The 22,103-nt window shown below is 68.1% G+C and carries 21 protein-coding genes; 9 read left to right on the top strand and 12 right to left on the bottom strand.

The window, feature by feature from the left end; translation table 11 throughout:
* Positions 1–12 precede the first annotated feature (12 nt).
* Both efeO and efeB read left to right on the top strand, forming a co-directional pair.
* Positions 13–1,152 carry an iron uptake system protein EfeO gene (gene efeO / locus HDA44_RS32200; protein WP_184840925.1) on the top strand — a complete coding sequence of 380 codons (1,140 nt, stop codon included), beginning with the start codon at positions 13–15 and terminating at the stop codon, positions 1,150–1,152.
* Complete coding sequence (gene efeB / locus HDA44_RS32205; RefSeq protein ID WP_184840927.1) at positions 1,149–2,534, top strand: iron uptake transporter deferrochelatase/peroxidase subunit; 1,386 nt, start codon at positions 1,149–1,151, stop codon at positions 2,532–2,534. The genes efeO and efeB overlap by 4 nt, the downstream gene beginning before the upstream one ends.
* On the opposite strand, the gene HDA44_RS32210 is transcribed toward efeB, so the two are convergent.
* From HDA44_RS32210 to HDA44_RS32230, 5 genes are all read right to left on the bottom strand, one after another.
* Positions 2,527–2,970: a MaoC family dehydratase gene (locus HDA44_RS32210; RefSeq protein WP_184840929.1), complete on the bottom strand. Its 444-nt coding sequence runs from the start codon at positions 2,968–2,970 to the stop codon at positions 2,527–2,529. The two genes, efeB and HDA44_RS32210, sit on opposite strands and share 8 nt — an antisense overlap.
* A gap of 68 nt (positions 2,971–3,038) precedes the next feature.
* The gene (locus tag HDA44_RS32215; RefSeq protein ID WP_184840931.1) at positions 3,039–3,878 is read right to left on the bottom strand and encodes a carbohydrate ABC transporter permease; all 840 of its coding nucleotides are present in this window, start codon (positions 3,876–3,878) and stop codon (positions 3,039–3,041) included.
* The gene (locus HDA44_RS32220; protein WP_184840933.1) at positions 3,871–4,836 is read right to left on the bottom strand and encodes a carbohydrate ABC transporter permease; all 966 of its coding nucleotides are present in this window, start codon (positions 4,834–4,836) and stop codon (positions 3,871–3,873) included. The genes HDA44_RS32215 and HDA44_RS32220 overlap by 8 nt, the downstream gene beginning before the upstream one ends.
* Before the next feature lie 2 nt (positions 4,837–4,838).
* Complete coding sequence (locus HDA44_RS32225; RefSeq protein WP_184840935.1) at positions 4,839–6,152, bottom strand: extracellular solute-binding protein; 1,314 nt, start codon at positions 6,150–6,152, stop codon at positions 4,839–4,841.
* 900 nt (positions 6,153–7,052) lie between these two features.
* Entirely contained in the window at positions 7,053–8,162 is a 1,110-nt protein-coding gene (locus HDA44_RS32230) for a LacI family DNA-binding transcriptional regulator (RefSeq protein WP_184840937.1), read from the bottom strand.
* Between the two features lie 83 nt (positions 8,163–8,245).
* On the opposite strand from HDA44_RS32230, the gene HDA44_RS32235 reads away from it, so the two are divergent.
* Together HDA44_RS32235 and HDA44_RS32240 are read left to right on the top strand one after the other, a co-directional pair.
* Positions 8,246–9,874 (top strand): acyltransferase, encoded by a 1,629-nt coding sequence (locus HDA44_RS32235; RefSeq protein WP_184840939.1) that lies wholly within the window; start codon positions 8,246–8,248, stop codon positions 9,872–9,874.
* 130 nt (positions 9,875–10,004) lie between these two features.
* Positions 10,005–11,144, top strand: coding sequence for a hypothetical protein (locus HDA44_RS32240; protein WP_238352598.1), 1,140 nt, complete (start codon positions 10,005–10,007; stop codon positions 11,142–11,144).
* Here the strand turns inward: HDA44_RS32240 and HDA44_RS32245 are convergent.
* Complete coding sequence (locus tag HDA44_RS32245; RefSeq protein WP_184840941.1) at positions 11,074–12,360, bottom strand: MFS transporter; 1,287 nt, start codon at positions 12,358–12,360, stop codon at positions 11,074–11,076. The two genes, HDA44_RS32240 and HDA44_RS32245, sit on opposite strands and share 71 nt — an antisense overlap.
* A gap of 25 nt (positions 12,361–12,385) precedes the next feature.
* The gene (locus HDA44_RS32250) at positions 12,386–12,964 is read right to left on the bottom strand and encodes a helix-turn-helix domain-containing protein (protein WP_184840943.1); all 579 of its coding nucleotides are present in this window, start codon (positions 12,962–12,964) and stop codon (positions 12,386–12,388) included.
* A 253-nt stretch (positions 12,965–13,217) separates the two neighbouring features.
* Between HDA44_RS32250 and HDA44_RS32255 the strand changes: the two genes are divergently transcribed.
* On the top strand, positions 13,218–13,583 hold the full coding sequence (locus HDA44_RS32255; protein ID WP_184840945.1) for a hypothetical protein: 366 nt from the start codon (positions 13,218–13,220) through the stop codon (positions 13,581–13,583).
* A gap of 52 nt (positions 13,584–13,635) precedes the next feature.
* On the opposite strand, the gene HDA44_RS32260 is transcribed toward HDA44_RS32255, so the two are convergent.
* Together HDA44_RS32260 and HDA44_RS32265 are read right to left on the bottom strand one after the other, a co-directional pair.
* On the bottom strand, positions 13,636–14,016 hold the full coding sequence (locus HDA44_RS32260) for a PIN domain-containing protein (RefSeq protein ID WP_184840947.1): 381 nt from the start codon (positions 14,014–14,016) through the stop codon (positions 13,636–13,638).
* On the bottom strand, positions 14,013–14,264 hold the full coding sequence (locus tag HDA44_RS32265) for a type II toxin-antitoxin system Phd/YefM family antitoxin (RefSeq protein ID WP_184840950.1): 252 nt from the start codon (positions 14,262–14,264) through the stop codon (positions 14,013–14,015). Before HDA44_RS32265 ends, HDA44_RS32260 begins: the two co-directional genes overlap by 4 nt.
* A 161-nt stretch (positions 14,265–14,425) precedes the next feature.
* Here HDA44_RS32265 and HDA44_RS32270 point away from each other — a divergent pair, with 161 nt between their 5' ends.
* Both HDA44_RS32270 and HDA44_RS32275 read left to right on the top strand, forming a co-directional pair.
* Complete coding sequence (locus HDA44_RS32270; protein ID WP_184840953.1) at positions 14,426–15,886, top strand: class I SAM-dependent methyltransferase; 1,461 nt, start codon at positions 14,426–14,428, stop codon at positions 15,884–15,886.
* A gap of 56 nt (positions 15,887–15,942) precedes the next feature.
* Positions 15,943–16,992 (top strand): hypothetical protein, encoded by a 1,050-nt coding sequence (locus HDA44_RS32275; RefSeq protein WP_337906665.1) that lies wholly within the window; start codon positions 15,943–15,945, stop codon positions 16,990–16,992.
* A 138-nt stretch (positions 16,993–17,130) separates the two neighbouring features.
* On the opposite strand, the gene serC is transcribed toward HDA44_RS32275, so the two are convergent.
* Together serC and HDA44_RS32285 are read right to left on the bottom strand one after the other, a co-directional pair.
* Positions 17,131–18,255, bottom strand: coding sequence for a phosphoserine transaminase (gene serC, locus HDA44_RS32280; RefSeq protein WP_184840955.1), 1,125 nt, complete (start codon positions 18,253–18,255; stop codon positions 17,131–17,133).
* Between the two features lie 115 nt (positions 18,256–18,370).
* Entirely contained in the window at positions 18,371–19,225 is an 855-nt protein-coding gene (locus tag HDA44_RS32285) for a phytanoyl-CoA dioxygenase family protein (RefSeq protein WP_184840957.1), read from the bottom strand.
* Between the two features lie 101 nt (positions 19,226–19,326).
* On the opposite strand from HDA44_RS32285, the gene HDA44_RS32290 reads away from it, so the two are divergent.
* Positions 19,327–20,091 carry an AraC family transcriptional regulator gene (locus tag HDA44_RS32290; RefSeq protein WP_184840959.1) on the top strand — a complete coding sequence of 255 codons (765 nt, stop codon included), beginning with the start codon at positions 19,327–19,329 and terminating at the stop codon, positions 20,089–20,091.
* 90 nt (positions 20,092–20,181) lie between these two features.
* On the opposite strand, the gene HDA44_RS32295 is transcribed toward HDA44_RS32290, so the two are convergent.
* Positions 20,182–21,294 carry a citrate synthase 2 gene (locus HDA44_RS32295; protein ID WP_184840961.1) on the bottom strand — a complete coding sequence of 371 codons (1,113 nt, stop codon included), beginning with the start codon at positions 21,292–21,294 and terminating at the stop codon, positions 20,182–20,184.
* Positions 21,295–21,477: 183 nt separating this feature from the next.
* On the opposite strand from HDA44_RS32295, the gene HDA44_RS32300 reads away from it, so the two are divergent.
* Entirely contained in the window at positions 21,478–22,086 is a 609-nt protein-coding gene (locus HDA44_RS32300) for a hypothetical protein (protein WP_184840963.1), read from the top strand.
* The last annotated feature ends 17 nt before the right edge of the window (positions 22,087–22,103 follow it).

The raw sequence follows: 22,103 nt of genomic DNA on the forward strand, positions 1-22,103 counted from the left end.
TTCAGGAGAACCATGTCCGCGTCCAGGGCCGGTAAGGCCACTCTCGCCGGTGTCGTCCTCGGGCTCGCCGCGCTGACCGCGTGCGCCAAGGCCGAGCCGGCCGGGAAAGACGACGGCACCGGACCGGTGTCGGTCAAGGCGTCCGACTCGGGCTGCGACCTGAGCCGCCGGGACGTGAAGGCGGGCACCAGCACGTTCTCGGTGTCGAACGGCGGCAGCAAGGTCACCGAGTTCTACGTGTACGCCGACGGTGACCGGGTGATGGGCGAGGTCGAGAACATCGGCCCGGGCCTCAAGCGGGACCTGATCGTCGAGTTGCCGACCGGGAAGTACCAGGCGGTGTGCAAGCCGGGGATGGTCGGCGACGGGATTCGCGGCGACCTGACGGTCACCGGTGACGCGGCGCCGCAGACGTCCGAGGACGCGCTGCTGAAGCAGGCGACCGAGGGGTACCAGCGGTACGTGAACTCGCAGGCGATCGCGCTGGAGCAGAAGACCACCGAGTTCGTCACCGCGGTCAAGGCCGGCGACGTGGCGAAGGCGAAGGCGTTGTACCCGGTGTCGCGGACGTACTGGGAGCGGATCGAACCGGTCGCGGAATCGTTCGGCAACCTGGACCCGAAGATCGATGCCCGGGTCAACGATGTCGAGCCGGGTACCGAGTGGACCGGGTACCACCGGATCGAGCAGGCGCTCTGGGTGTCGAACAGCACCAAGGGGATGGCGAAGTACGCCGATCAGCTGCTGGTGGATGTGAAGACGGTGGTGGCGAAGGCGAAGGTCGTGAAGGTCACGCCGCTGCAGATGGCGAACGGCGCGAAGGAACTGCTGGACGAGGTCGCGACCGGCAAGGTCACCGGCGAGGAAGACCGTTACTCGCACACCGACCTGTGGGACTTCGAGGCAAACGTCGAGGGGTCGCAGGCGGCCGTCCAGGCACTGCGCCCGGCGCTGCAGCAGCGCGACCCGGCGCTGGTGAAGCAGCTCGACACCAACTTCAAGACGGTCTTCGCCGCCCTCGACAAGTACCGCGACGGCGACGGCTTCAAGCCGTACACCGCCACCGAACCGGAAAAGAAGACCCTCGGCGCGGTAGTAGACGGCCTCGCCGAACCGGTAAGCCGGGTAGCCGCAACCATCGCCAAAAAATGACAGACGAAAAGCCCACTCCGGGCAATCGCACCCCGGCAACCACTGACCGGTCCTCCGGGGGCCAGGCCTCGGATGCCAACACCGTCTCGGGCGTTGGCTCTGCTCCTTCTTCCGCCGTCGCCCCGGCGCAGCCGGGGCGACGGCGGGGGTTTTCCCGGAGGGGGTTGTTCGGGGCGGCTGGGGCTGCGGTTGTTACTGGGGTTGCTGGGTATGCGGCGCACTCGGCTCTCGACACCCAGCCAACGCAGGCGGCTGACAACAACGGGCCTGTTGACTTTCATGGTGTGCATCAGGCGGGGATTGTCACGCCGGTGCAGGATCGGTTGCATTTTGCGGCGTTCGACGTCACCACCACGAGTCGCGACGACCTGATCAGCTTGCTGAAGGAGTGGACCGCCGCGGCCGCGCTGCTGACGGCCGGGAAGGACATCGGGCAGTACGGCGCGGTGAACGGCCCCGACGAGGCACCGCCGAAGGACACCGGCGAAGCCGTCGGCCTGCCACCCGCCCGCCTGACCCTGACGATCGGCTTCGGCCCAGGCCTGTTCGACAAACGCTTCGGTCTCGCCGCGAAACGACCGAAGGCCCTCGTCGACCTGCCGCATTTCATCGCCGACAACCTGGATCCGCAGCGTTCCGGCGGCGACCTCGCCGTACAAGCCTGCTCCGACGACCCGCAGGTAGCAGTCCACGCGATCCGCAACCTGGCCCGGATCGGCTTCGGCCGGGTGGCGGTCCGGTATTCACAGCTCGGCTTCGGGCGTACGTCCTCCACCTCGCGCGCCCAGTCCACCCCGCGCAACCTGTTCGGCTTCAAGGACGGCACGAACAACCTCAAACTGGAAGAGGCCGACAAGCTCGAACAGCAGCTGTGGGTCCAGTCCGAGGACGGCCCGGACTGGATGGTCGGCGGCTCGTACCTGGTGTCGCGGCGAATCCGGATGCACATCGAGACCTGGGACCGTACGTCGCTCGGCGAGCAGGAGGCGGTGATCGGGCGCGGCAAGGGTACGGGCGCCCCGCTCGGCAAGGCGGACGAGTTCGACGCGATCGACTTCGCGGCGAAGAACGCCGACGGTGAACCGAAGGTGCCGACCGATTCGCATGTCCGGCTCGCGCATCCGCAGTTCAACAACGGTGCCGAGCTGCTCCGCCGCGGGTACAACTTCGTCGACGGCTCCGACGGTCTCGGTCGGCTGGACGCGGGCCTGTTCTTCCTCGCCTACCAGCGTGACCCGCGCAAACAGTTCATCCCGATCCAGAAGCAGCTGTCCCGCGACGACAAGATGAACGAGTACATCGAGCACGTCGGCTCCGCCGTCTTCGCCTGCCCGCCGGGCGTCACCCCAGGCTCGTACTGGGGCGAGAAGCTCTTCAGCTAGGGCGTACTCCGACGAAGGTCAGCACCTCGCAGGAGAACACCCGGACGTCGTCCTGGTTGAACAGCTCGGCCCGCGTACGCACCAGTCCGCGATCTGGTTTGGACCGCGACAACCGGGCTTCCATCACCTCGGTACGCAGCCGCAGCTCGTCGCCCGGACGTACGGGTGCCAGCCACCGCAGCTTGTCGATGCCCGGCCCGCCCAGGCTCCCGACCTTCCTCAGGTACTGATCGGCGTACAGCCGCATCATCAGGCCGGCGGTATGCCAGCCGCTCGCGATCAGGCCCTTGAACGGCCCGTCGGCCGCCGCGGCGGGATCGATGTGGATGTACTGCGGGTCGAACTGCTCGGCGAACTCGATCAGGGCTGCCTGGTCGATGGTGACGGTGCGGGGATGGTGGGTACGAACGCCCGGCACGTAGTCCTCGAAATACATCAGGTCCCCTTTCGTCAGGTAGGGCGGCGAGATTACCCGACGAAAGGGGACCGTGAAATTGAAACTTGCTATTTAACTGCACCCGCAGTTACTCCGGCAACAAAATGCCGCTGAGCCAGTAGAAAGCCAATAACTACCGGAATGCTCACTATCAGCGCGGCAGCCATGATCTGGTTCCAGTAGATGTTGGTCTGGGTGGAGTACTGGCGCAGGCCGACCGACAACGTACGGTTCGCCTCCGTCGTCATCACCGACGCGAACAGCACTTCGCCCCAAGCAGTCATGAACGAGTAGATCGCCACCGCGATCACCCCGGGCCGCGCCGCCGGTAGTACGACCCGCCACAACGCACCCATCGGACCGCAGCCGTCCACCAGCGCGGCCTCGTCCAATTCGCGCGGAATGCTGTCGAAGTACCCGGCCAGCATCCAGATGGAGAACGGCAAACTGAAGGTCAGGTACGTGATGATCAAACCGAGCCGGGTACCCACCAGTTGCAACCCGAGCGAGTTGTTGAGGTTCACGAAGATCAGGAACAAGGGCAGCAGGAAAAGTACGCCCGGGAACATCTGCGTCGACAGTACCGTGGTGGTGAAAACGGTCCGGCCGCGGAACCTGAACCGTGACACCGCGAACGCGGCCAGAATCGCGATCGCCACCGAGAACACCGTCGCCGCCACCGAGACGATGGTCGAGTTCACGAAGTACCTGGCCAGCGGCACCGTTTTCCACATGTCGACGAACGGCGCCAGGGTCAGGTTCGACGGCCACCAGGTGAACGCGCCTTGCACGTCCTTCAGCGGTTTCAGCGACGACGTCACCATCACGTACAGGGGGACAAGCACGAACAGTCCGAGTACGGTCAGGACGACACCGCGGTAGATCTTGAAGCCCCTGGTCTCACGCACGACGTGACCTCCTGCCGGTGCCGAGCAGATAGATTCCGGTGACGATCATCAGGAAGATCAGCAGCAGTACGGACATTGCCGCGCCGGTGCCGAAGTTCCAGGTCAGGAACGACGCGTTGTAGATGTGGAACGTGATCAGGTCACCGGCCGGCGGCTGCGCGGTCCCGAACAGAACGTACGGCGTGTTGAAATCGCTGAACGTCCACAAGAACAGCACCAGCACGAGTACCAGATTGACCGGCCGTAGCGAGGGCAGGGTGATGTTGCGCCATTGCCGGAGGTTGCCGGCGCCGTCGACCGACGCGGCCTCGTACAGATCGCGCGGAATGCTCTGCATACCGGCCATCAAGGTGAGGAACGCGAACGTCCACAGCTTCCAGCCGGCCACGGTGATCAGCGAGACCAGTGCATTGCCACCGATCAGCCAGAACGTCTTCCCGTCGCTCAAATGCAATTGGTCCAGTACGTGGTTCACGGCGCCGGTGTCGCGCTGGAGCATGAAGTTCCAGGTCAGGATTCCGGCGTACGCAGGCAGCGCGTACGGCACCAGGAACAGCGTCCGTACCAGACCGCGCCCGCGAAACTCGGGCTGCAGCGCGACCGCGGCCGCCATCCCGAGTACCCACGAGAACGCGACCGTGATCAGCGAGAACGCGATCGTGACGCCGAACGACTTCAGTAGGCCCTGCCCGACGGCGTTGTTGAAGTCGAGCGCGACCTTGTAGTTGCCGAGCCCGGCGCTGGGGGCGGACGACCAGTTCGCGATGAAGAACTTGGTCAGTTTGATGAAGCTCATCCAGATCCCGACCAGCATCGGGATGATGTGGATGAACAGCTCCAGCAGCACCGCCGGGGCCAGCAGCGCGTACGGCAGCCAGCGTTTCAGCCCGGGCCGCTGCTCGGGGCGGCCCCGGCGCCTGGTCGGCGCCGGAGCCGCGGTCTCGGTTGCGACGGCCATCGTCAGCTGCTCGCCGCCACCTGGTCTTCAGCGGTCTTGAGCGCCGCCTTCACGTCGTCCGCGCTGACCGTGCCGCCGGTCGCGATCTTGGCGAACATCGTGTTCATCGCCTTGCCGACGGTGCTTTCGAACTGGTCCTCGGCCGGCACCAGCGGCAGCGGCTTGGACTTGGTGTTGTAGATGTCCTGGAAGGTCGCGGCCTCGGTCGCGTCGGTGGTGAAGTTCGGCTTCGCGTCCTTCAGTACCGGCAGCGCGGAGAACGGCTTGTCCAGCGTGCTCTGCGTGGTCGCGTCCGTCATGTACTTGACGAACTTCAGCGCCGCATCCTTGTGCTTGGTGTTCTTGAACACCGACAGGTTGATCCCGGCGACGTGGCTGGCCACCTGCTCACCACCGGCCGGCGCCGGGAACGGGACCACCCCGTACTCGCCGGCTTTCATGCCGTTGGCAACGATCGAGGAGTCGGCGTTGTTCTGGTTGATCACCATCGCGACCTTCTTGGTGGCGAAGTCGTTCACCGACTTGGTGCCGTTGTCGTACTGCGCGTTCGACGGGTTCGCGACCTTGTCCTGCTGCATCAGGTCCAGGTACCGCAGTACGCCCTGCACGTTGCCGTCGGCGGTGAAGGCCGGTTTGCCGTCGGCGCTGAACCAGTCGGCCTTGTTCTGCGCGGCGTTGATGAAGGCGAAGTGCACGTTCTCGGTGTAGGAGCCGGCCGCGAGTGCCATCCCCCACTGCTTGCCCGGGATGGTCAGCTTCTTCGCGGCGGTGACCATTTCCTCCCAGGTCTTCGGCGGCTGCAGTCCGGCCGCGGCGAACATCGCCTTGTTGTAGTACAGGCCGTACGCCAGACCGTAGAGCGGGACCGAGGTCGGGTCGGTGCCTTCCTTGCCGCCGGTCGCCAGCGCGGTCGGTACGAACTTGTCCTTGCCGCCGATCGCGGTCATCGCGTCACCGTCGAACGGCAGGAACGCGTCGGTGGCCTGCAGCGAGGCGGCCCAGGTGTTGCCGATGTTCACCACGTCCGGTGCCTGGCCGGAGGTGATCGCGGTCTGGATGCGGGTCTGCAGGTCGTTCCAGCCGATCACCTCGAGGTTGACCTTGATCCCGGTCTCGTCGGTGAACTTCTTCAGTACCGGGGTCAGCACCTCCTTGTCGTTGTCCAGGCTGGTGCCCTGGTTGCTGGCCCAGTAGGTCAGCGTCTGATCACCGGAGCTGCCGCCGGAGGAGCCGTTCTTGTCGCCACCACCACAGGCGGCGAGGCTGATTCCGATGGCGGTCGCCGCAACCGCGGCAACAAGCGAACGCAGTCTCACGTCGGACTCCCTCGTCCCGTCGAGCCCCCACGGACCTGCGGGGGCGGATCGGGCCCATCCTGACCTAACCGGTTAAGTTTCGAAACCCTAACCGGTTCAGTAACCCCCCGTTCGTTACGACCTCGTGATCTGTAACCACCCCACCCGCGCCCACGCGCACCCACCCGCGCCCACGCCCCGTACACCCACCCGCGCCCACGCCCCGTACACCCACCCGCGCCCACGCCCCGTACACCCGCCCGCGCCCACGCCCCGTACACCCGCCCGCGCCCACGCCCCGTACACCCGCCCGCGCCCACGCCCCGTACACCCGCCCGCGCCCACGCCCCGTACACCCGCCCGCGCCCACGCCCCGTACACCCGCCCGCGCCCACGCCCCGTACACCCGCCCCGCCCGCGCCCACGCCCCGTACACCCGCCCGCGCCCACGCCCCGTACACCCGCCCGCGCCCACGCCCCGTACACCCGCCCGCGCCCACGCCCCGTACACCCGCCCGCGCCCACGCCCCGTACACCCGCCCGCGCCCACGCCCCGTACACCCGCCCGCGCCCACGCCCCGTACACCCGCCCGCGCCCACGCCCCGTACACCCGCCCGCGCCCACGCCCCGTACACCCGCCCGCGCCCACGCCCCGTACACCCGCCCGCGCCCACGCCCCGTACACCCGCCCGCGCCCACGCCCCGTACACCCGCCCGCGCCCACGCCCCGTACACCCACCCGCGCCCACGCCCCGTACACCCACCCGCGCCCACGCCCCGTACACCCGCCCGCGCACACCCGCCCTGCCCGCGCGCGCCTCCCACCCTCCGCCATTTGAGAGGTGAACCCCTGAAAGTGCCCGTTCACCTCCCGCGTACGTGGGGTGAAGGGGCAATTTGAGGGGTGAACCACTCAAATGTCAGCGGTGGGCGGGGCCGGAGGATTCGCGGCGGTGGAGTTCGCCGGCGGGGGCCTGTTGGTGCAGGGCGACCGAGCTGGTGGTGGTGCTGGCGGCGGCGGTGACCAGGCGGAGCAGGAGGTCGGCGGCGGCGCGGCCGCGTTCCATCGTCTTCTGGTCGACCGCGGTGATCCCGGGCCGGGCGAACTCGCACAGCGGCGAGTCGTCCCACGCGAGCACCGACACCTCGCCGGGTACCGCGGTGCCGAGCTCGGTCGCGACCCGGAGCGCGGCGACCGCCATCAGGTCGTTACCGAGCACGATCGCGGTCGGGGGATTCGCCCCGGTGAGCAACTGGCGGGTCAGCTCGGCGCCGTCGTCGTACCGGTAGCTGCCCTCGATGTGACGTACGGAGATGCCGCGCCGCGTGGCCCGGTCCCGGAGGATCTGCATCCGCAGCCGTTCGTGTACGAAAGTGAACGGACCGCTGATATGCGCGATGTTGGTGTGCCCGAGCTCGCCGAGGTGATCGAGCAGCAGCGTGACCGTCTCTTCCGGCGAGCTGATCAACCGCCCGACCGAGTCGTCCGGCGCGTTCGAGCTGACCACCACGCACGGCACGCCGAGTTCCTTCAGCAACGGGATTCGCGGGTCGTCGTCGAGCTCGTCGAACAGGATGAACCCGTCCACCCGGCCCTGCCGCGACCACCTTCGCAGTACGTCGAGATCCTCGCCGTGCTCGCCGGTGAGCCGGAGCAGCAGCGACGAATCGACCTCGTTCAGGTACTGCTCGATGCCGACCAGGGTGCGCATGTAGAACGCCTCGGTGGAGATCAGCGTGGGGTCGCGGGCGATCACGATCCCGATCGTCCGGGTCCGGCTGGCCGACAGCGCGACCGCGGCGGAGTTCGGGTGGAAGCCGAGTTCTTCGGCCAGGTCGAGCACCCGCTGCCGGGTTTCCTCGCTGACGCCGGCGCGGCCGTTCAGCGCGTACGAGACCGATGCCTTCGAGATCTCCAGCCGTCGGGCGAGATCGCTGATCGTGACCCGATGACCGCGGCGCGTACTGCCACCTGGGCCGTCGCCGGCCGTGTCACCGCCACCGTTCGTTCCGGATCCGCTCGTGGTCATCGTCTGGCTCCCCGCACAGACGGGAGATTAGCAGCGGCTCGCTGGGGGTAGCCCTGCCGGCAAGTTTTGGATAGCGTTTTCCCATGGCTTCGACGGAACCGTTGCGACTGGATTTCCTGCCCTGGGAGTACGCCCGGAACGCCTCGGACGCGGAGCGCGCGCGGCAGGCCGAACGGCAGGCGCGGCTCGGCGGATCGCTCGAACTCGCGGCCGACGCGTACGTCGCGGAGTCCGCCGCCGTGTACTGCGACGAGCTCCGGATGGGCGATCGTTCGTACATCGGCGCGCACGCGTACGTGACCGGGAAGATCGTGCTCGGACCGGATTCCACCATCAACCCGTTCTCGGTGGTTCGTGGTGCGGTGACGATCGGCGACGGGGTCCGGATCGGCGCGCACACGTCGCTGCTCGCGTTCAACCACGGCACCGCGCCGGGTCAGCCGATCTTCAAGCAGCCACACACCGCGCGTGGCATCACCATCGGCGACGACGTCTGGATCGGTTCGAACGTGACGATCCTGGACGGCGTCACGGTCGGTCCGCACACCATCATCGGCGCCGGCGCGATCGTCACCAAGGACATCCCGGCGAACTCGGTGGCGGCCGGCAACCCGGCCCGCATTCTCCGATCCCGGACAGGAGCCGCCATGACAGGTGATCTCGGTACCAGGCTGAAGGACTTCGCCGCGCGGGCGCGGGAGCAGGTCGACGACGTACTGGCGCGGTGCTGGGACGGTGAACGGTTCGTCGACCGGCCGGGTCCGGTACGCGAGCCGGCGATCCGCCCGTGGTGCGATGCCGTCGAAATCGCGGACCTGCTGGTACGGCGTACGCCATCTGGTCACTCCCGCGACGACCTGATCCGGCGGTTCCGCGCGCGCCAGGATTCGGTCAGCGGACTGGTATCGCCAGGGGACCTGTCCGACGACGGGATCGGCAAGCCGTCGGATGTCGAACTTGCTGTCCTTGAAGGGCCCGCGAGCTACCACGTGCTTTGTGTCGGGTACGCGCTGCAGGTCCTTGGTAGCGGGTTCGAGCACCCGATCACGACCGACTACACGCTCGACGATCTGGACAAGTTGCCCTGGGCAAGAGGGGCGTGGACGGCGGGCTCCGCGATCGACGCGCTCGGTACGGCGCTGGCCCGGAACCTCCATGATCACAAGCAATCCGGACCGCTTGAACCGTTGCTTGGCTGGTTGCTCACTCGCGCTGATCCGAAGACCGGAGCGTGGGGTGAACAGCATCCGGACGACGGTTGGTTGCAGGTCGTGAACGGCTTCTATCGGCTGACGCGTGGTACGTACGCGCAGTTCGGCCTGCCGTTGCCGTACCCGGAACAGGCCGTCGCGACGGTGCTTGCGCATAGCAACGATCGGCGGATGTTCAGCGGTGACAACTACAACGCCTGTAACGTACTCGACGTCATCCATCCGCTGTGGCTCGCCCGGAAGCAGACGTCGTACGGAGAGCAGGACGGGCGGCGGTGGGCGGAGCAGCAGCTGCGCGCGATCCTGCCCCGGTGGGTGGACGGTGCCGGTTTCGCGTTCGCGCCGGACGGCATCGACGACCGCGCGGTTCCGGGCCTGCAGGGTACGGAGATGTGGCTGGCGATCATCTGGCTGCTCTCCGACTACCTCGGCCGGTCCGACGACCTCGGCTACCGGCCACGCGGCGTGCATCGGCCCGAACCCCTGGTCAACTCGCGTTGACCAGGACCTTCCGCCTACCCTGACGGGGTGGACCCCCGCACGCGCCGACTGGTGACCTCGCTCGTACTGGCCGCCCTCGTCGCCATTGTGGTGGTCGCGGCGCTCGTCCGGTGACGCTAACGTCGGGCGCATGACTGCCACCTCCACCAGCCCGCGGTCGTCGTACCTGATGCGAGCGGGCCTGGTCCGCAACGTCCGGTCGGGGGAGCACCTGACCACCTTCGTGGTGTCCGGGGTGGCGACGGTACTGATCACCCGGCTGCTGCTCAGCCTGAGTGGGTACCCGCAGATCGGCGGCAAGGGCCTGCACATCGCCCACGTACTGCCGGGTGGTCTGCTGATGCTGATTTCGATCGCACTGCTGCTCGGGTACGTCGGACCGGTCGTCCGCCCGGCCGCCGCGACCGTCGGCGGCATCGGCTTCGGCCTGTTCATCGACGAGGTGGGGAAGTTCGTCACCTCGGACAACAACTACTTCTACAAGCCGACCGCCGCGATCGTGTACGTGGTGTTCGTACTGATCGTGCTCGGCTTCCGGTTCCTCACCACGCGGCGGCCGATCGACCAGCGGGAAGAGCTGGCGAACGTGATCGACCATGCGGTCGAGGGCGTAGCCGGTGGACTGTCCCGGCGCCGCCGTGCCGAGGCGGCAGAGCTCCTGGGCGTGGTGGATCGCGGTGTGCCGGGGCGGCGTGAGACAGAAGACCTGCTCGCGGTCTGTCCGCCGGATGAGGTGGAGCTGGCTGCTCCGGTCGATGCGGCTTGGCGGGCGTTGCAGCGCGGGTTCGAGCGGCTCGCGACGCACCCGAAGGCGCCGACGGTGGCGGTCGCCGTACTGGCCCTTCAAGTGGTCGGTGAGATGGTCATCGCGGCCGTGGTGGGGGAGGGGATCGACCATCTGCCTGTACTCGGCGTGACGGTCGGGAGTTTGCTGTCGGCGATGTTCACGGTGCGGGGCGCGCTGGCGCTTCGGAAGGGCAACCGGGCTCGTGCGGTCCGGCTGTTCGAGCTGGCGGTGCTGGTGTCGCTGCTGATGACGCAGGTGTTCCAGTTCGCCGCTACTCAGTTCGCGGCTGCCTTCGGGATGCTGCTGGACCTGGTGATGCTCGGCCTGCTGCGGGCCGAGCGCGACCGGATGCGGCGGGTACTGGGTGACGTTGGTGAGACGGCTGTTGGTACTGCTGTCGGTAGTGCCAGGGTCAGGACGCGCCCACTGCCACCTGATCCGGATCAGCCGCCGTTCCCGGAGGACCCGTCGGACCCGGTGTAGCTTTCCAGTTCTCGTGCCGGCCGATCAGTACGGGTGACATGGTGGCGATCAGGTAGATCGCACCACCAGCTAGTAGCGCGGGTGCCATGCCGACACCTGCGATGGCGACGCCGGCGATCACGCCGCCCAGTGGTACGCCGGTCCAGCAAACCGCGTCGGCCAGTGAGTTGACCCGGCCGAGGAGGTGGCGGGGGATGCGCTCGATGAACAGGGCACCGAGCACCGGGTTGATGAAGCCGGCGCCGACGCCGCCCAGGGCGTACACGGCCATCAGCGTCCAGACCGGCGCATCGGTGGCCATCGCGACGAACCGTGGTGCACCGGCTATCAGGAACGCGATCGTGAAGACCAGCTTGCGGGGTATCCGCTCGCCGATAGCCGCTGCCAGCAAGGCGAACGCGGTGGCGGTCGCTCCGAAGCAGGTGAGGATCAGACTGGTGTGGCCGGGGCCGTAGCCGTGGTCCTTGATCCAGACCGGCAGTAGTACAGCTCCGACCGCGGCGTCGAGCAAGTTGGTGACCGCGATCATCACCACCAGCGGCAGCATCAGCTTGTCGGTCCTGAGGAAACGCCATCCCTCCAGCAGACGACGCCCGTACCCCTGCTCCTCCTGCTGCTCCGGTATTTCGACCCGCTCCTGCTTGGGCAGCCAGCGGGCGATCAGTACGGCGCAGATGCCGAATGACGCGGCGTCGATCCACAGTGCGTTGACCGAGCCGACCAAGGCGATGAGTCCGCCGGCCAGTGCGTACGCGAAGAAGCCGGCCAGGCGCTCGGTCGTACTCTCCAGGCCGGTGACGCGCTCCAGCGGGACCTTGGCGGCGCGGGCGATGTCCGGGATCAGCGTGCCCTTGGCGGCATCACCTGGTCCGCGGAGCGCGCCGGCGACCGCGACGAGTGCGATCAGCGTGGGAAAGTGCAGTAGGCCGAGCGTATGTAGAAGAGGGATGAGTCCTACTACTGCCGTACTGGCCGTGTCTGCCACGATGCTGACGCGGCGGGCTCCGACCCGGTCGATCAGTGGGCCGCCGATGGCCTTCGCCAGTACCAGCGGGGCCATCTCGGCCATCGCGACCAGGCCGGTCTTGACCGGCGATCCGGTCGTGATCAGCACGAACCACGGGATCGCGATGGAGCTGACCCGCGTACCGCAGATGGACACCACGTTCGCCACCAGGAACGCTGCCAGTGGCGCCCGGTTCCTTGTCTCGCTCATCGTTTGCCCCCTGTCCTGTGGTCCGCTAGTGCGTCTCGCGTGGGAATGCCTGGATCTGGACGCTTACCTGCTCGGCGCCCTCGGGCAGCGGGGCCCTGAGGTCGGCAGCGCGGTACTTGTCCAGCACCGCCAGGACCTCGCGCATCATCGCCGCGAGCTGATCGGGTCGCAGCTGGAACGCGTAGTCGGCGAGCAGACTGGCGTCGCGCCAGTCCGCCGGCATCGTCTGCATCGCGTCGATGTAGCTGAAGATGTTCTCCGCGTACGTCTGCCCGACGCCGTGCAGGAAGCCGAGGGCCAGCTCCGGCTCCTGGTCCAGCAGCTCGGACGAGTCGAACTCGGTGCTCTGGTGCGCCGCCTGCCACCAGCGGTCACGGGCGTTGCCGCGGCTGTCGTCCTCGACGACCAGACCAGCCTCGGCCAGTTGGCGGAGGTGGTAGCTGGTCGCACCGGTGTTGACGCCGAGCCGGCCGGCCAGCGTCGTCGCGGTCTGCGGGCCGTGGATCCGGAGCAGACCGACGATCCGGTTCCGCATCGGATGCGCCAGGGCCCGGACCAGATGCCGGTCCAGCCTGATGGAACTGGTCTCGTCGTTGTCGCTCATGGTCTTGAGCATAGGACTGCAAAGACTCTTTGCAAAGAGATTCTGCAAAGAAGTTCTGCGGTCGGTTGTCCACAGGGCGCGAAGTGGCCGGTCCGCGGGGGCGCGTTCGCGGCATCTTCTCTGTCGACCGGAATCCCGGCAGGGCGAAACCCGATCCCAGGCGGGACCTGATCCAGCGGGACCCCGTCCAGCGGGACCTGATCCAGCGGGACCTGATCCAGCGAGAGTCAACCCAGTGAAACGGAGAACAGCGATGATGCGTGTGATGCTCGAGGAGGCCGACTACTGCGATGTCGCCGCCGATCTGATGACATTCGACGAAGGCGCGGTGGTGTTCTGGCGCGACGGCGAGGAGGTCGGCCGCCAGCGCCAGTCCCGGATCCTCTCCCTCGAGCTCCTGGACGAACGCTCCGCGAAGAGGCGCATCCAGCGCGCCCGAAAACATCACCCGAAAGCCTGGAGCCAATGGAGCCCAGAAGACGAACAGACCCTCATCACGATGTTCAACCAGGGCTCCACCAAGGAACAACTGGTAGCAGCCCTAGGCCGCCAGGAAGGCGGAATCGCCGCCCGCCTGAGATCCCTAGGCCTCCTCGAAGAAGACCAAAAACTAACCTGACCACCTGTGCAACTCGCCGACCACCGACCACACCGGCTCCCGTCGCCGGCGGTCAGACGGCGATGATCTCGACCAGGCCGCCGAGTGCGCGGAAGTCCTTCGGGTTCCGGGTGTACAAAGCAGCCTCGTGGGTGGCTGCGGTCGCCGCGATCACCAGATCGAAGGCACGGGCGCGTGGCTGTGCCCCAGTTGCCGCGACAGTTGCCGCGAAGGTGCCGTAGGTGCGTGCCACCGCGTCGGACACTGGCAACGCGTCAAAGGCTCGCTCAATGCCGGCCAGCCGGCGCAGTCTCTCGGCGCGGACTTCCGGTGTTTTCGCGACAAGGACGCCGAAATGCAGCTCGGCAAGGCTGATCGTGCTGATCGCGAGTTCCGCATCGACTTTCTCGGCGAGGCCCTCGATCAGAACGCTGGTATCGAGCAGCGCTCTCATTCCTGCGCTGCCCAGGGGTCGGCGAGGTCTTGATCGATGAGCTCACGGTCGGCCTGCCAGTCGTCGTCGGAGCGACGGCGCAGGACGTCGGCGATCTCGTCGTAGCGCCGCCAGTGATCTCGCTCCGGCGGACCTAGAACGGCTGCCGGTCGCCCGGAAACCGTGATCACCAGGCGCTCGCCGGCTTCGGCGCGGCGGACGAGATCGCTCGCGTGCTGTCGTAGCTCACGAAGTCCGAGTGCGTCCATATGTTCAAGGTAGCACATGTGCTACCTGTGTGTTTGTCGTCGGACCGCGACAGGAGCCGTGCCCGGGAAGCGGGGGAGTGGGTTGTCATCGGGCCGGTACTTGGGAGCACGGCGCGGCACCGGACGGGAGGTGGGTTTTGGGGCGGTGGGAGAATGGCGCGATGCGGTCTGAGGTGCGGTTGGAGGGTTTGGCGCGGTCGGTGGATGCCGGGGCGCGGACGGCTGCTGCCCAGGCGCGGGAAGCTTCCGGTGGGCTTGAGGTGGTACGGGGGGCGTTGCTGGGGCGCGAGAGTTTGGTGCGCGGGCTGGCGTCGGGCCGGCGGCGTGGGGTGGACGGGCCGCCGTACTTGCGGGTCGAGCTGCGGTACGTCGATCTGAAGGGGGTGCGCCACCTGCAGATCACCGAGTTCGACGAGCGTCAGGCGCATACCCGCAACGTCGCGGCCGCGGAGCTGGAGCAAGCGGTCGACGAGTTGCTCGGTCAGGCGTACGGGTCGTGGCATGTGGAGACGACCACCGAGACGCTGCGGCTCCGCTACACCAAGAAAGGTAAGGAGCTGCTGCACCGGCAGGACGACGACCGGGAGCAGGAGACCCGCCACGACCGGGTGAAGCGCCGGGTGCTCGACCCGGCGGCGCCGTTCCTGATCGAGCTCGGGATCAGCGATCACCAGGGCCGGGTCAAGCCGTCGCGGCAGGCGAAGTACAAGCAGATCGAGGAGTTCTGCAAGCTCCTCGCGCCGGCTCTCGACGAGGCGATCGCGGCCGGGCGGATCGCGGCCGGCCGGCCGTTGCAGGTCGTCGACCTCGGCTGCGGGAACGCGTACCTCACCCTCGCCGCGTACCACCTGCTGACCGCGGCCGGGCACGACGTACGGATGACCGGGATCGACCACAACCCGGGCGCGCGGAAACGGAACACCCGGGTGGTCGAGGCGCTCGGCTGGCAGGACCACCTGCGGTTCGTCGACGCGACCATCCAGGCGGCCGAGCTGGACGTCCGGCCGGACGTGGTGCTGGCTCTGCACGCCTGCGACACCGCGACCGACGACGCGCTCGCCCGGGCGGTCGGGTGGCAAGCATCACTCGTTCTGGCGGCTCCATGTTGTCATCACGACATCCAAACGCAGCTCAAGAGCGTCACACCACCGGCGCCTTACGCGCTGATGACGAGATATGGCATCGTTCGTGAGCGGTTCGCCGACGTCCTGACGGACTCCCTGCGGGCAGCGGTGCTCCGACAGGTCGGTTACCGGGTGGAGGTCGTGCAGTTCGTGGACAGTCAGCACACGCCGCGCAATCTACTGCTCCGCGCGGCCCGCACCGGCGCCAAGCCGACCCCGGACCTCCAGTCCGAATACCAGACCCTGATCGCCGAATGGCAGGTCAATCCCCGCCTGGCCCAACTCCTGCTACCCCCGACCCCGACGCCCGCCGGAACCCCCACGGAACCGGCCGACCTGGCGGAACCGACTCACCCGGCAGCATCGGCCAACCTCACGGAGCCGGCCCACCCGGCGGAATCGGCCCACTCCGCGGAACCGGCCCACCCTGCCGCATCCGAGCCGGTCGGGGCGTCGGCTCAACCCGGTGTATCTCGGCCGGGAGGGGTGGTTTTGTGAGGCGGTTGCGGGTTGCTCTTGGGTTGGTTGGGGCGACGGTTTGTGTGCTGGTGGGGGTGGCGCTTCCCACCACTGCCACCGCGAACCCGGCGGCCGATCCGACCGCGACCGCGCCGACGAAGCTGTTCACGGTCCGGGACGACCGGCTCAAGGAGACGACCGGCCTGGCGAAGAGCGTGAAGCACGACGGCATCTACTGGGCCGTCAGCCGCTCCGGCGATACCGGCCGGGTGTTCGCGGTCGACCAGACCGGCAAGGTGAAGGCGGTCCTGCGGATCAGCGCGAAGGTCGTCGACGTCGAAGCCGTCGGCGTGGACCGGAACGGCTTCATCTACCTCGCGGACATCGGCGACACCAAGGGCAACCGGGACCAGATCGAGGTCTACACGTTCCCCGAGCCGGAGACGCTGCAGGACCAGGACAAGATCCCGTACCACCGGTACGACTACACCTATCCCGACGGAGCGCACGACGCCGAGACCTTGCTGATCGAGCCGGGTACGAGTCAGCTGTACTTCGTCACCAGGTCCTCGCAAGGTGCCGGGGCCATCTACTCGGCGCCGCCGTCGCCTAGCCGTCAGGGTACGAACAAGCTGACCAAGTTCGCGGCCGCGCCGTCCGGGGGGATCACCGACGGGACGTTCCTGCCGGATGGTCAGCGGGCCGTGCTGCGAAGCGCGACCGAGGTGTCCACGGTCGCATGGGGTGACACACCCACGGTCGTCGCTCGCGTCACCGCGTCAACAGGTGCGGGCAAGTCGGTAGCAGTCGGTCCGGCCGACGGAACCGTCGTGGTCGCCAGCAGCGGTACGAACGCGGCGTTCTACCAGCTGACCGCACCCGCGAAGCCGGCCGATACCACCACCAGTACGCCGCCGTCGGCCAGCGCCACCCCGAAGCCGGCCACCGCCTCGGACTCCAGCAGTTCGACCGCCGGCAAGAGCCACAACCTGCGCTGGATCATCATCGGTGCTGCCGCGTTCGCGATCCTCATCACCGTCCTCACCTTCCCGCCCGGCCGCCGCGAACGCCAGGACCGCCAAGCCGAGAACGACCGCCTGACCGGCCAATCCCCACCCACCCCCCGCCGCCGCCAGCCCCAATAACAACCCCACCCACCCCTGCTGCCGTTCCGCGCCGGGTCACCGTGCTGTCGTCGGGGCGCGCCGGGGACCACGGTCGCGGGGGGAAAGACAACAGCCGCCGACCCCGGGTGGGGTGGCGGCTGTTTGGGGGGATGAGGGTTACTTGAGGTTTTCGACTACGTAGTCGATGGATTGGGTGAGTTTTTCGACGTCGTCTGGGTTCACTGCGGGGAACATCGCGACCCGGAGCTGGTTGCGGCCGAGTTTGCGGTAGGGCTCGGTGTCGACGATGCCGTTGGCGCGGAGGGTCTTGGCGACCGCGGTGGCGTCGATCGAGTCGTCCAGGTCGATGGTGCCGACGACCAGGGAGCGGGCGTCGGGGTCAGTGACGTACGGGGTCGCGTACTCCGACTTCTCGGCCCAGGTGTACAGCCGGTTGCTGGAGTCGGTGGTACGGGCGACGCTCCGCTCGAGACCGCCCTGGTTGTTGATCCAGTCGGTCTGCTCGGCCATCAGGAACAGGGTGGCGAGCGCGGGCGTGTTGTACGTCTGGTTCTTGCTGGAGTTGTCGACCGCGGTGGCGAGGTCCAGGAAGGCCGGGATCCAGCGGCCGGAGGCGGCGATCTCCTCGACCCGGGCGAGCGCGGCCGGGCTCATCAGCGCGATCCACAGGCCGCCGTCGGAGGCGAAGCCCTTCTGCGGGGCGAAGTAGTACACGTCGGCCTCGTTCAGGTCGACCGGGAGGCCGGCCGCGCCCGAGGTGGCGTCGATCGCGACCAGCGCGCCCTCGTCGGCGCCTTCGACCCGGCGGACCGGGGCCATCACGCCGGTGGAGGTCTCGTTGTGCGGCCACGCGTACAGGTCGACGCCGGCTTCGGCGACCGGGATCGGGCGGGTGCCGGGCTCGGACTTGATCACCGACGGGTCGCCGAGGTGCGGGGCGAGCTGCGAAGCCTTGGCGAACTTCGAGGAGAACTCACCGAAGTTCAGGTGCTGGCTCTTCTCCCGGATCAGCCCGAACGTCGCGATGTCCCAGAACGCGGTCGAACCACCGTTGCCGAGCACCACCTGGTACCCGTCCGGCAGCTGGAAGAGCTCGGCCACACCGTCCTGTACCCGCTTGACCAGGTTCTTCACCGGGGCCTGGCGGTGCGAGGTGCCGAGCAGCTTCGCGCCCTCGGACGCGAGCGCGGCGATGGCCTCCGGACGGACCTTCGAGGGGCCGGCGCCGAAGCGGCCGTCAGCGGGCTTGAGCTCTGCAGGAATCTTGATGTCGCTGGTCACCAGCGTCTTCCCTTCGTCGTCTGCATCTCAGATAGCCGACGACGCTGTCAGCGAGTCCATACTCGCACACCGCTGCCAACCGCCACCGCGGGGTCTCACCGGAGCCCGGCGGAAGCTACTCGTGCTTGCGGGTGATCGTCTGCATCCCGGTCAGCAGAGCGACGGGACCCTCGGGCGTGTCTGTCCACTCGCCGCAGGCGCCGCCACCTTCGGCGACCTCCAGAGTGAGCTCAGCACCGTCCATCCGCAGCGCCGGGTGGTAGTAATGCGCGACCCGCTCCGCCTCACCCTCGATGTAGTGACCGATCAGTGCGCGCCGGAACCGGTCGGTGGTGACGTTCGGGTTGCTCCCGTGCACCAGCGCGCCGTGGAAGAACAGCACGTCGCCCGGTTCCATCTCGACCGGTACGGCGTCGGTGGCGGACGGCAGCGGTACGGTCACGTCGGTGAAGCTGACCGTGGTGTCGGCCTTCTCGGTGCAGAGGATCGGCCACCGGTGTGACCCGGGGACGACCTCGAGGCATCCGTTCGCCTCGTCGACCTTGTCGAGGGCCATCCAGGCCGCGACGCACGTACCCGGGTCGGCCTTCAGATAGAAGTTGTCCTGGTGCAGCGCCTGCCCGCGGGAGCCCGGCGGCTTGAAGTACAGCATCGTCTGCACCGCGTACGGCGATCTGCCGAGCAGTCCGGTCAGTACGTCGTCGATGCGCGCGTCAGTCAGCCACTGCAGCGAGGTGTCGTCCCAGCGGTGCATCTGCGCCATCCGCGGGTACCGCTTGAGCGGGTCGCGGTCGGGCGAATCGTGGCCGGCGAAGTTCTGCCCCTTCGGCCCGCGATGCCGGACGTCCATGTAGTGGTCGCGCAGTCGTTCGGCCTCGGCGGTGCTGAACAGTCCGCGCACCAGCGTGTACCCGGTGCGCTCGAACTCGTCCCGGAGAACGCGATCGTCGATGTTGGATGAAACGCTCATGCACAACTCCCGCATTCGTGCCGTACTGTGCCTGACGTCAGCAATTCTCCAGCCAGCGCCATGCCTGTGACGACGGACGATCCACGCGAGGACTTGAACTTTTGAAGCAGAACGTGCCCGAGGTACGGGTCGGGCTGAGGTCCGCGCCGACGTTCTGGCGCTGTGAACCGAGCTGGTCGTGGACGTCCCGCCCACTCGCCGACCACCTGCTCTGGTGCGTACTCGACGGCCGGGGCGTACTGGAGTACGCGGGCCGCCGGCATGAACTGCACCCAGGTGTCTGTGCGGTGTTCCGGCCGGGGGACACGCCACGTGCGAGCCATGACCCGCACCGCAGGCTGCTGGTCTTCGGCATGCACTTCACCGCCACGCCGACCGCGGCGCCGGAGCCGCGGTGTGGTGAGGTGATGGACCGCGAGCTGCTCGGTGTACTCGCGCGGACCAGCGACGCGGCGTACCAACGGCAGGACGCGCTCGGTACGCATCAAGCCGAACTGTGTCTCCAGCAACTGATCACGCTGGTGTGGGACGCGGTGCACAACCCGGGCCGGAGCGGCAGCGATGCGGCGATCGACGAGATCGCCCGGCTGCTCCGGCAGGACCCGGGCCGGGTGTGGTCGGTGGCCGAGATGGCGCGGCGCGCGTTGCTGAGCCGGGCGCAGTTCACCCGCCGGTTCGTCGCGCGGCTGGGGATGTCGCCGGCGCAGTACCTGATTCAGGCGCGGATCGACCGGGCGCACCAGTTGCTCACCGAGAGCGGCATGACCGTCACGGAGACGGCCGCCGCCCTCGGGTACACGGATGTTCCGTACTTCAGCCGGCAGTACCGGCAACGAACAGGCCGCTCACCCAGCCAGGACCGCTGAGCCGAGCCAGGACCGGTGAGCCGAGCCAGGACGGCTGAGCCGGGCCTGGACCGGTGAGGCGAGCCAGGACCGCTGAGCCGGCCGGGACCGTCAGGTCCAGTCGGGGTTCCAGCCTTCGACCGAGTCGGCGGGCCGGGAGGACGGGCCGGAGTAGATCGCCGACGGCCGGATCAGCCGCCCGGTGCGTTTCTGCTCCAGCACGTGCGCGCTCCACCCCGCCGTCCGCGCGCAGGTGAACATGGAGGTGAACATCGGCGGCGGCACCTCGGCGAAGTCGAGCACGATCGCGGCCCAGAACTCCACGTTCGTCTCCAGCACCCGGTCCGGCCGCCGCTCGCGCAGCTCGGCCAGCGCGGCCTGCTCCAGCGCCTCGGCGACCTCGTAGCGCGGCGCGGCGAGCTCACGTGCGGTCCGGCGAAGCACCCGGGCGCGCGGGTCCTCGGCCCGGTACACCCGGTGCCCGAAGCCCATCAGCCGTTCGCCGGCGTCCAGCAGGCCCTTCACGTACGAGCGCGCGTCACCCGACTTCTCCACGCCCTCGATCATCGTCAGGACCCGGGCCGGAGCCCCGCCGTGCAACGGACCGGACATCGCGCCGACCGCGCCGGACAGCGCCGCGGCGACGTCCGCGCCGGTCGACGCGATCACCCGCGCGGTGAACGTCGACGCGTTCATCCCGTGCTCGGCCGCGGACGTCCAGTACGCGTCGACCGCCTGGACGTGCTTGGGGTCCGGCTCGCCACGCCAGCGGATCATGAACCGCTCGGTGATCGTCTTCGCCTTGTCCACCTCACGCTGCGGCACCATCGGCTGCCCGGTCCCGCGGGCCGCCTGCGCCACGTAGGACAGCGCCATCACCGCCGCGCGGGACAGGTCGTCGCGGGCCTGCACGTCGTCGATGTCGTACAGCGGCCGAAGCCCCCACGCGGGTGCGAGCATCGCCAGCGCGGACTGCACGTCGACCCGGACGTCGCCGGTGTGTACGGGCAGCGGGAACGGTTCGGCGGGCGGCAGGCCCGGTGTGAACGCGCCGTCGACCAGCAGGCCCCAGACGTTCTCGAACGGCACCCGGCCGACCAGGTCCTCGATGTCCACCCCGCGGTAGCGGAGCGCCGAACCTTCCTTGTCCGGCTCGGCGATCTGCGTGTCGAACGCGATCACGCCTTCCAGCCCGTGCTGCACCTCGGTCGTCGGATCTGACATACGCTCCCTCGTCCTCTTGGTCGGCGCGAGGCCCACCAGGAGAGCCGCGCACCGTCGGCGCTCAGGCAGCATAGTTCGCCACCCTCGCGGCCGGACAGCTTTGTGACCGGTTCGAGCACCCGAGCGCCCGCACCACGCCGTACCGCGGGCTGGTTGACCGGTCAGAGGTCTACTGTCGTCGGCATGACAAAGCCCCTCCCCGCCCTCGGGCTCGTGATCGGCCTCATCATGACGTACGTCGGGATGGCCGGCGCGTCCCTCGCGACCAGCAAGCTGATGATCCGGGTCCAGATCTTCCGCAACGACTTCGGCCACACGCTGCCGTGGCTGGCGTTGCTGGTCGCGATCGCGGTCGTGCTCGGCGTACTGATGGTGCTGCCTGCGATCGGTTCGGGCGTGACCACCGGCGCCGGGCTGCTGATGACCGTGGTCGGGCTGGCCGCGGTGCTGCTGCCGGTCGAGCACGCCCTGGACCTGATTCGGCTGTTCGACATCTTCGGGAAGCGGCTCGGCGCCTCGTACCTGCTGTTCGACGGGACCGTGCTCCTGGTCGGCATCCCGTTGCTGCTGGTCGGTATCCGGCGCTGGACGCAGGACGCCAAGCTGGCAAAGCTCACGCAAGGCCCGCAGCAGCCGCAGCAGTGGGGCGGCTACCCAGGCCAGCAACAGCAGCCGCCACAACACCGGTCCCCGCAGGACCAGCGGCCGCAACACCAGTACCCCCAGCAGCAGCCGCCGCAGTACCCGGGCCAGCAGCCGCCGCAGTACCCAGGCCAGCAGCCGCCTCGATAGATACGTCAGTAGGCTCG

This window comes from Kribbella solani, assembly GCF_014205295.1.
GTDB classification, from domain to species: Bacteria; Actinomycetota; Actinomycetes; order Propionibacteriales; family Kribbellaceae; genus Kribbella; species Kribbella solani.

What these genes read in the sequence shown, in the direction of transcription:
- HDA44_RS32265 (WP_184840950.1), bottom strand. Translation starts at nt 14,264, where the DNA reads ATGGACGCACTCGGACTTCGTGAGCTACGACAGCACGCGAGCGATCTC.
- HDA44_RS32230 (WP_184840937.1), bottom strand. Translation starts at nt 8,162, where the DNA reads ATGACCACGAGCGGATCCGGAACGAACGGTGGCGGTGACACGGCCGGC.
- HDA44_RS32210 (WP_184840929.1), bottom strand. Translation starts at nt 2,970, where the DNA reads ATGTATTTCGAGGACTACGTGCCGGGCGTTCGTACCCACCATCCCCGC.
- HDA44_RS32255 (WP_184840945.1), top strand. Translation starts at nt 13,218, where the DNA reads ATGATGCGTGTGATGCTCGAGGAGGCCGACTACTGCGATGTCGCCGCC.
- efeB (WP_184840927.1), top strand. Translation starts at nt 1,149, where the DNA reads ATGACAGACGAAAAGCCCACTCCGGGCAATCGCACCCCGGCAACCACT.
- HDA44_RS32270 (WP_184840953.1), top strand. Translation starts at nt 14,426, where the DNA reads ATGCGGTCTGAGGTGCGGTTGGAGGGTTTGGCGCGGTCGGTGGATGCC.
- HDA44_RS32285 (WP_184840957.1), bottom strand. Translation starts at nt 19,225, where the DNA reads ATGAGCGTTTCATCCAACATCGACGATCGCGTTCTCCGGGACGAGTTC.
- efeO (WP_184840925.1), top strand. Translation starts at nt 13, where the DNA reads ATGTCCGCGTCCAGGGCCGGTAAGGCCACTCTCGCCGGTGTCGTCCTC.
- HDA44_RS32300 (WP_184840963.1), top strand. Translation starts at nt 21,478, where the DNA reads ATGACAAAGCCCCTCCCCGCCCTCGGGCTCGTGATCGGCCTCATCATG.
- HDA44_RS32245 (WP_184840941.1), bottom strand. Translation starts at nt 12,360, where the DNA reads ATGAGCGAGACAAGGAACCGGGCGCCACTGGCAGCGTTCCTGGTGGCG.
- HDA44_RS32235 (WP_184840939.1), top strand. Translation starts at nt 8,246, where the DNA reads ATGGCTTCGACGGAACCGTTGCGACTGGATTTCCTGCCCTGGGAGTAC.
- HDA44_RS32260 (WP_184840947.1), bottom strand. Translation starts at nt 14,016, where the DNA reads ATGAGAGCGCTGCTCGATACCAGCGTTCTGATCGAGGGCCTCGCCGAG.
- HDA44_RS32250 (WP_184840943.1), bottom strand. Translation starts at nt 12,964, where the DNA reads ATGAGCGACAACGACGAGACCAGTTCCATCAGGCTGGACCGGCATCTG.
- HDA44_RS32220 (WP_184840933.1), bottom strand. Translation starts at nt 4,836, where the DNA reads ATGGCCGTCGCAACCGAGACCGCGGCTCCGGCGCCGACCAGGCGCCGG.
- HDA44_RS32240 (WP_238352598.1), top strand. Translation starts at nt 10,005, where the DNA reads ATGACTGCCACCTCCACCAGCCCGCGGTCGTCGTACCTGATGCGAGCG.
- HDA44_RS32295 (WP_184840961.1), bottom strand. Translation starts at nt 21,294, where the DNA reads ATGTCAGATCCGACGACCGAGGTGCAGCACGGGCTGGAAGGCGTGATC.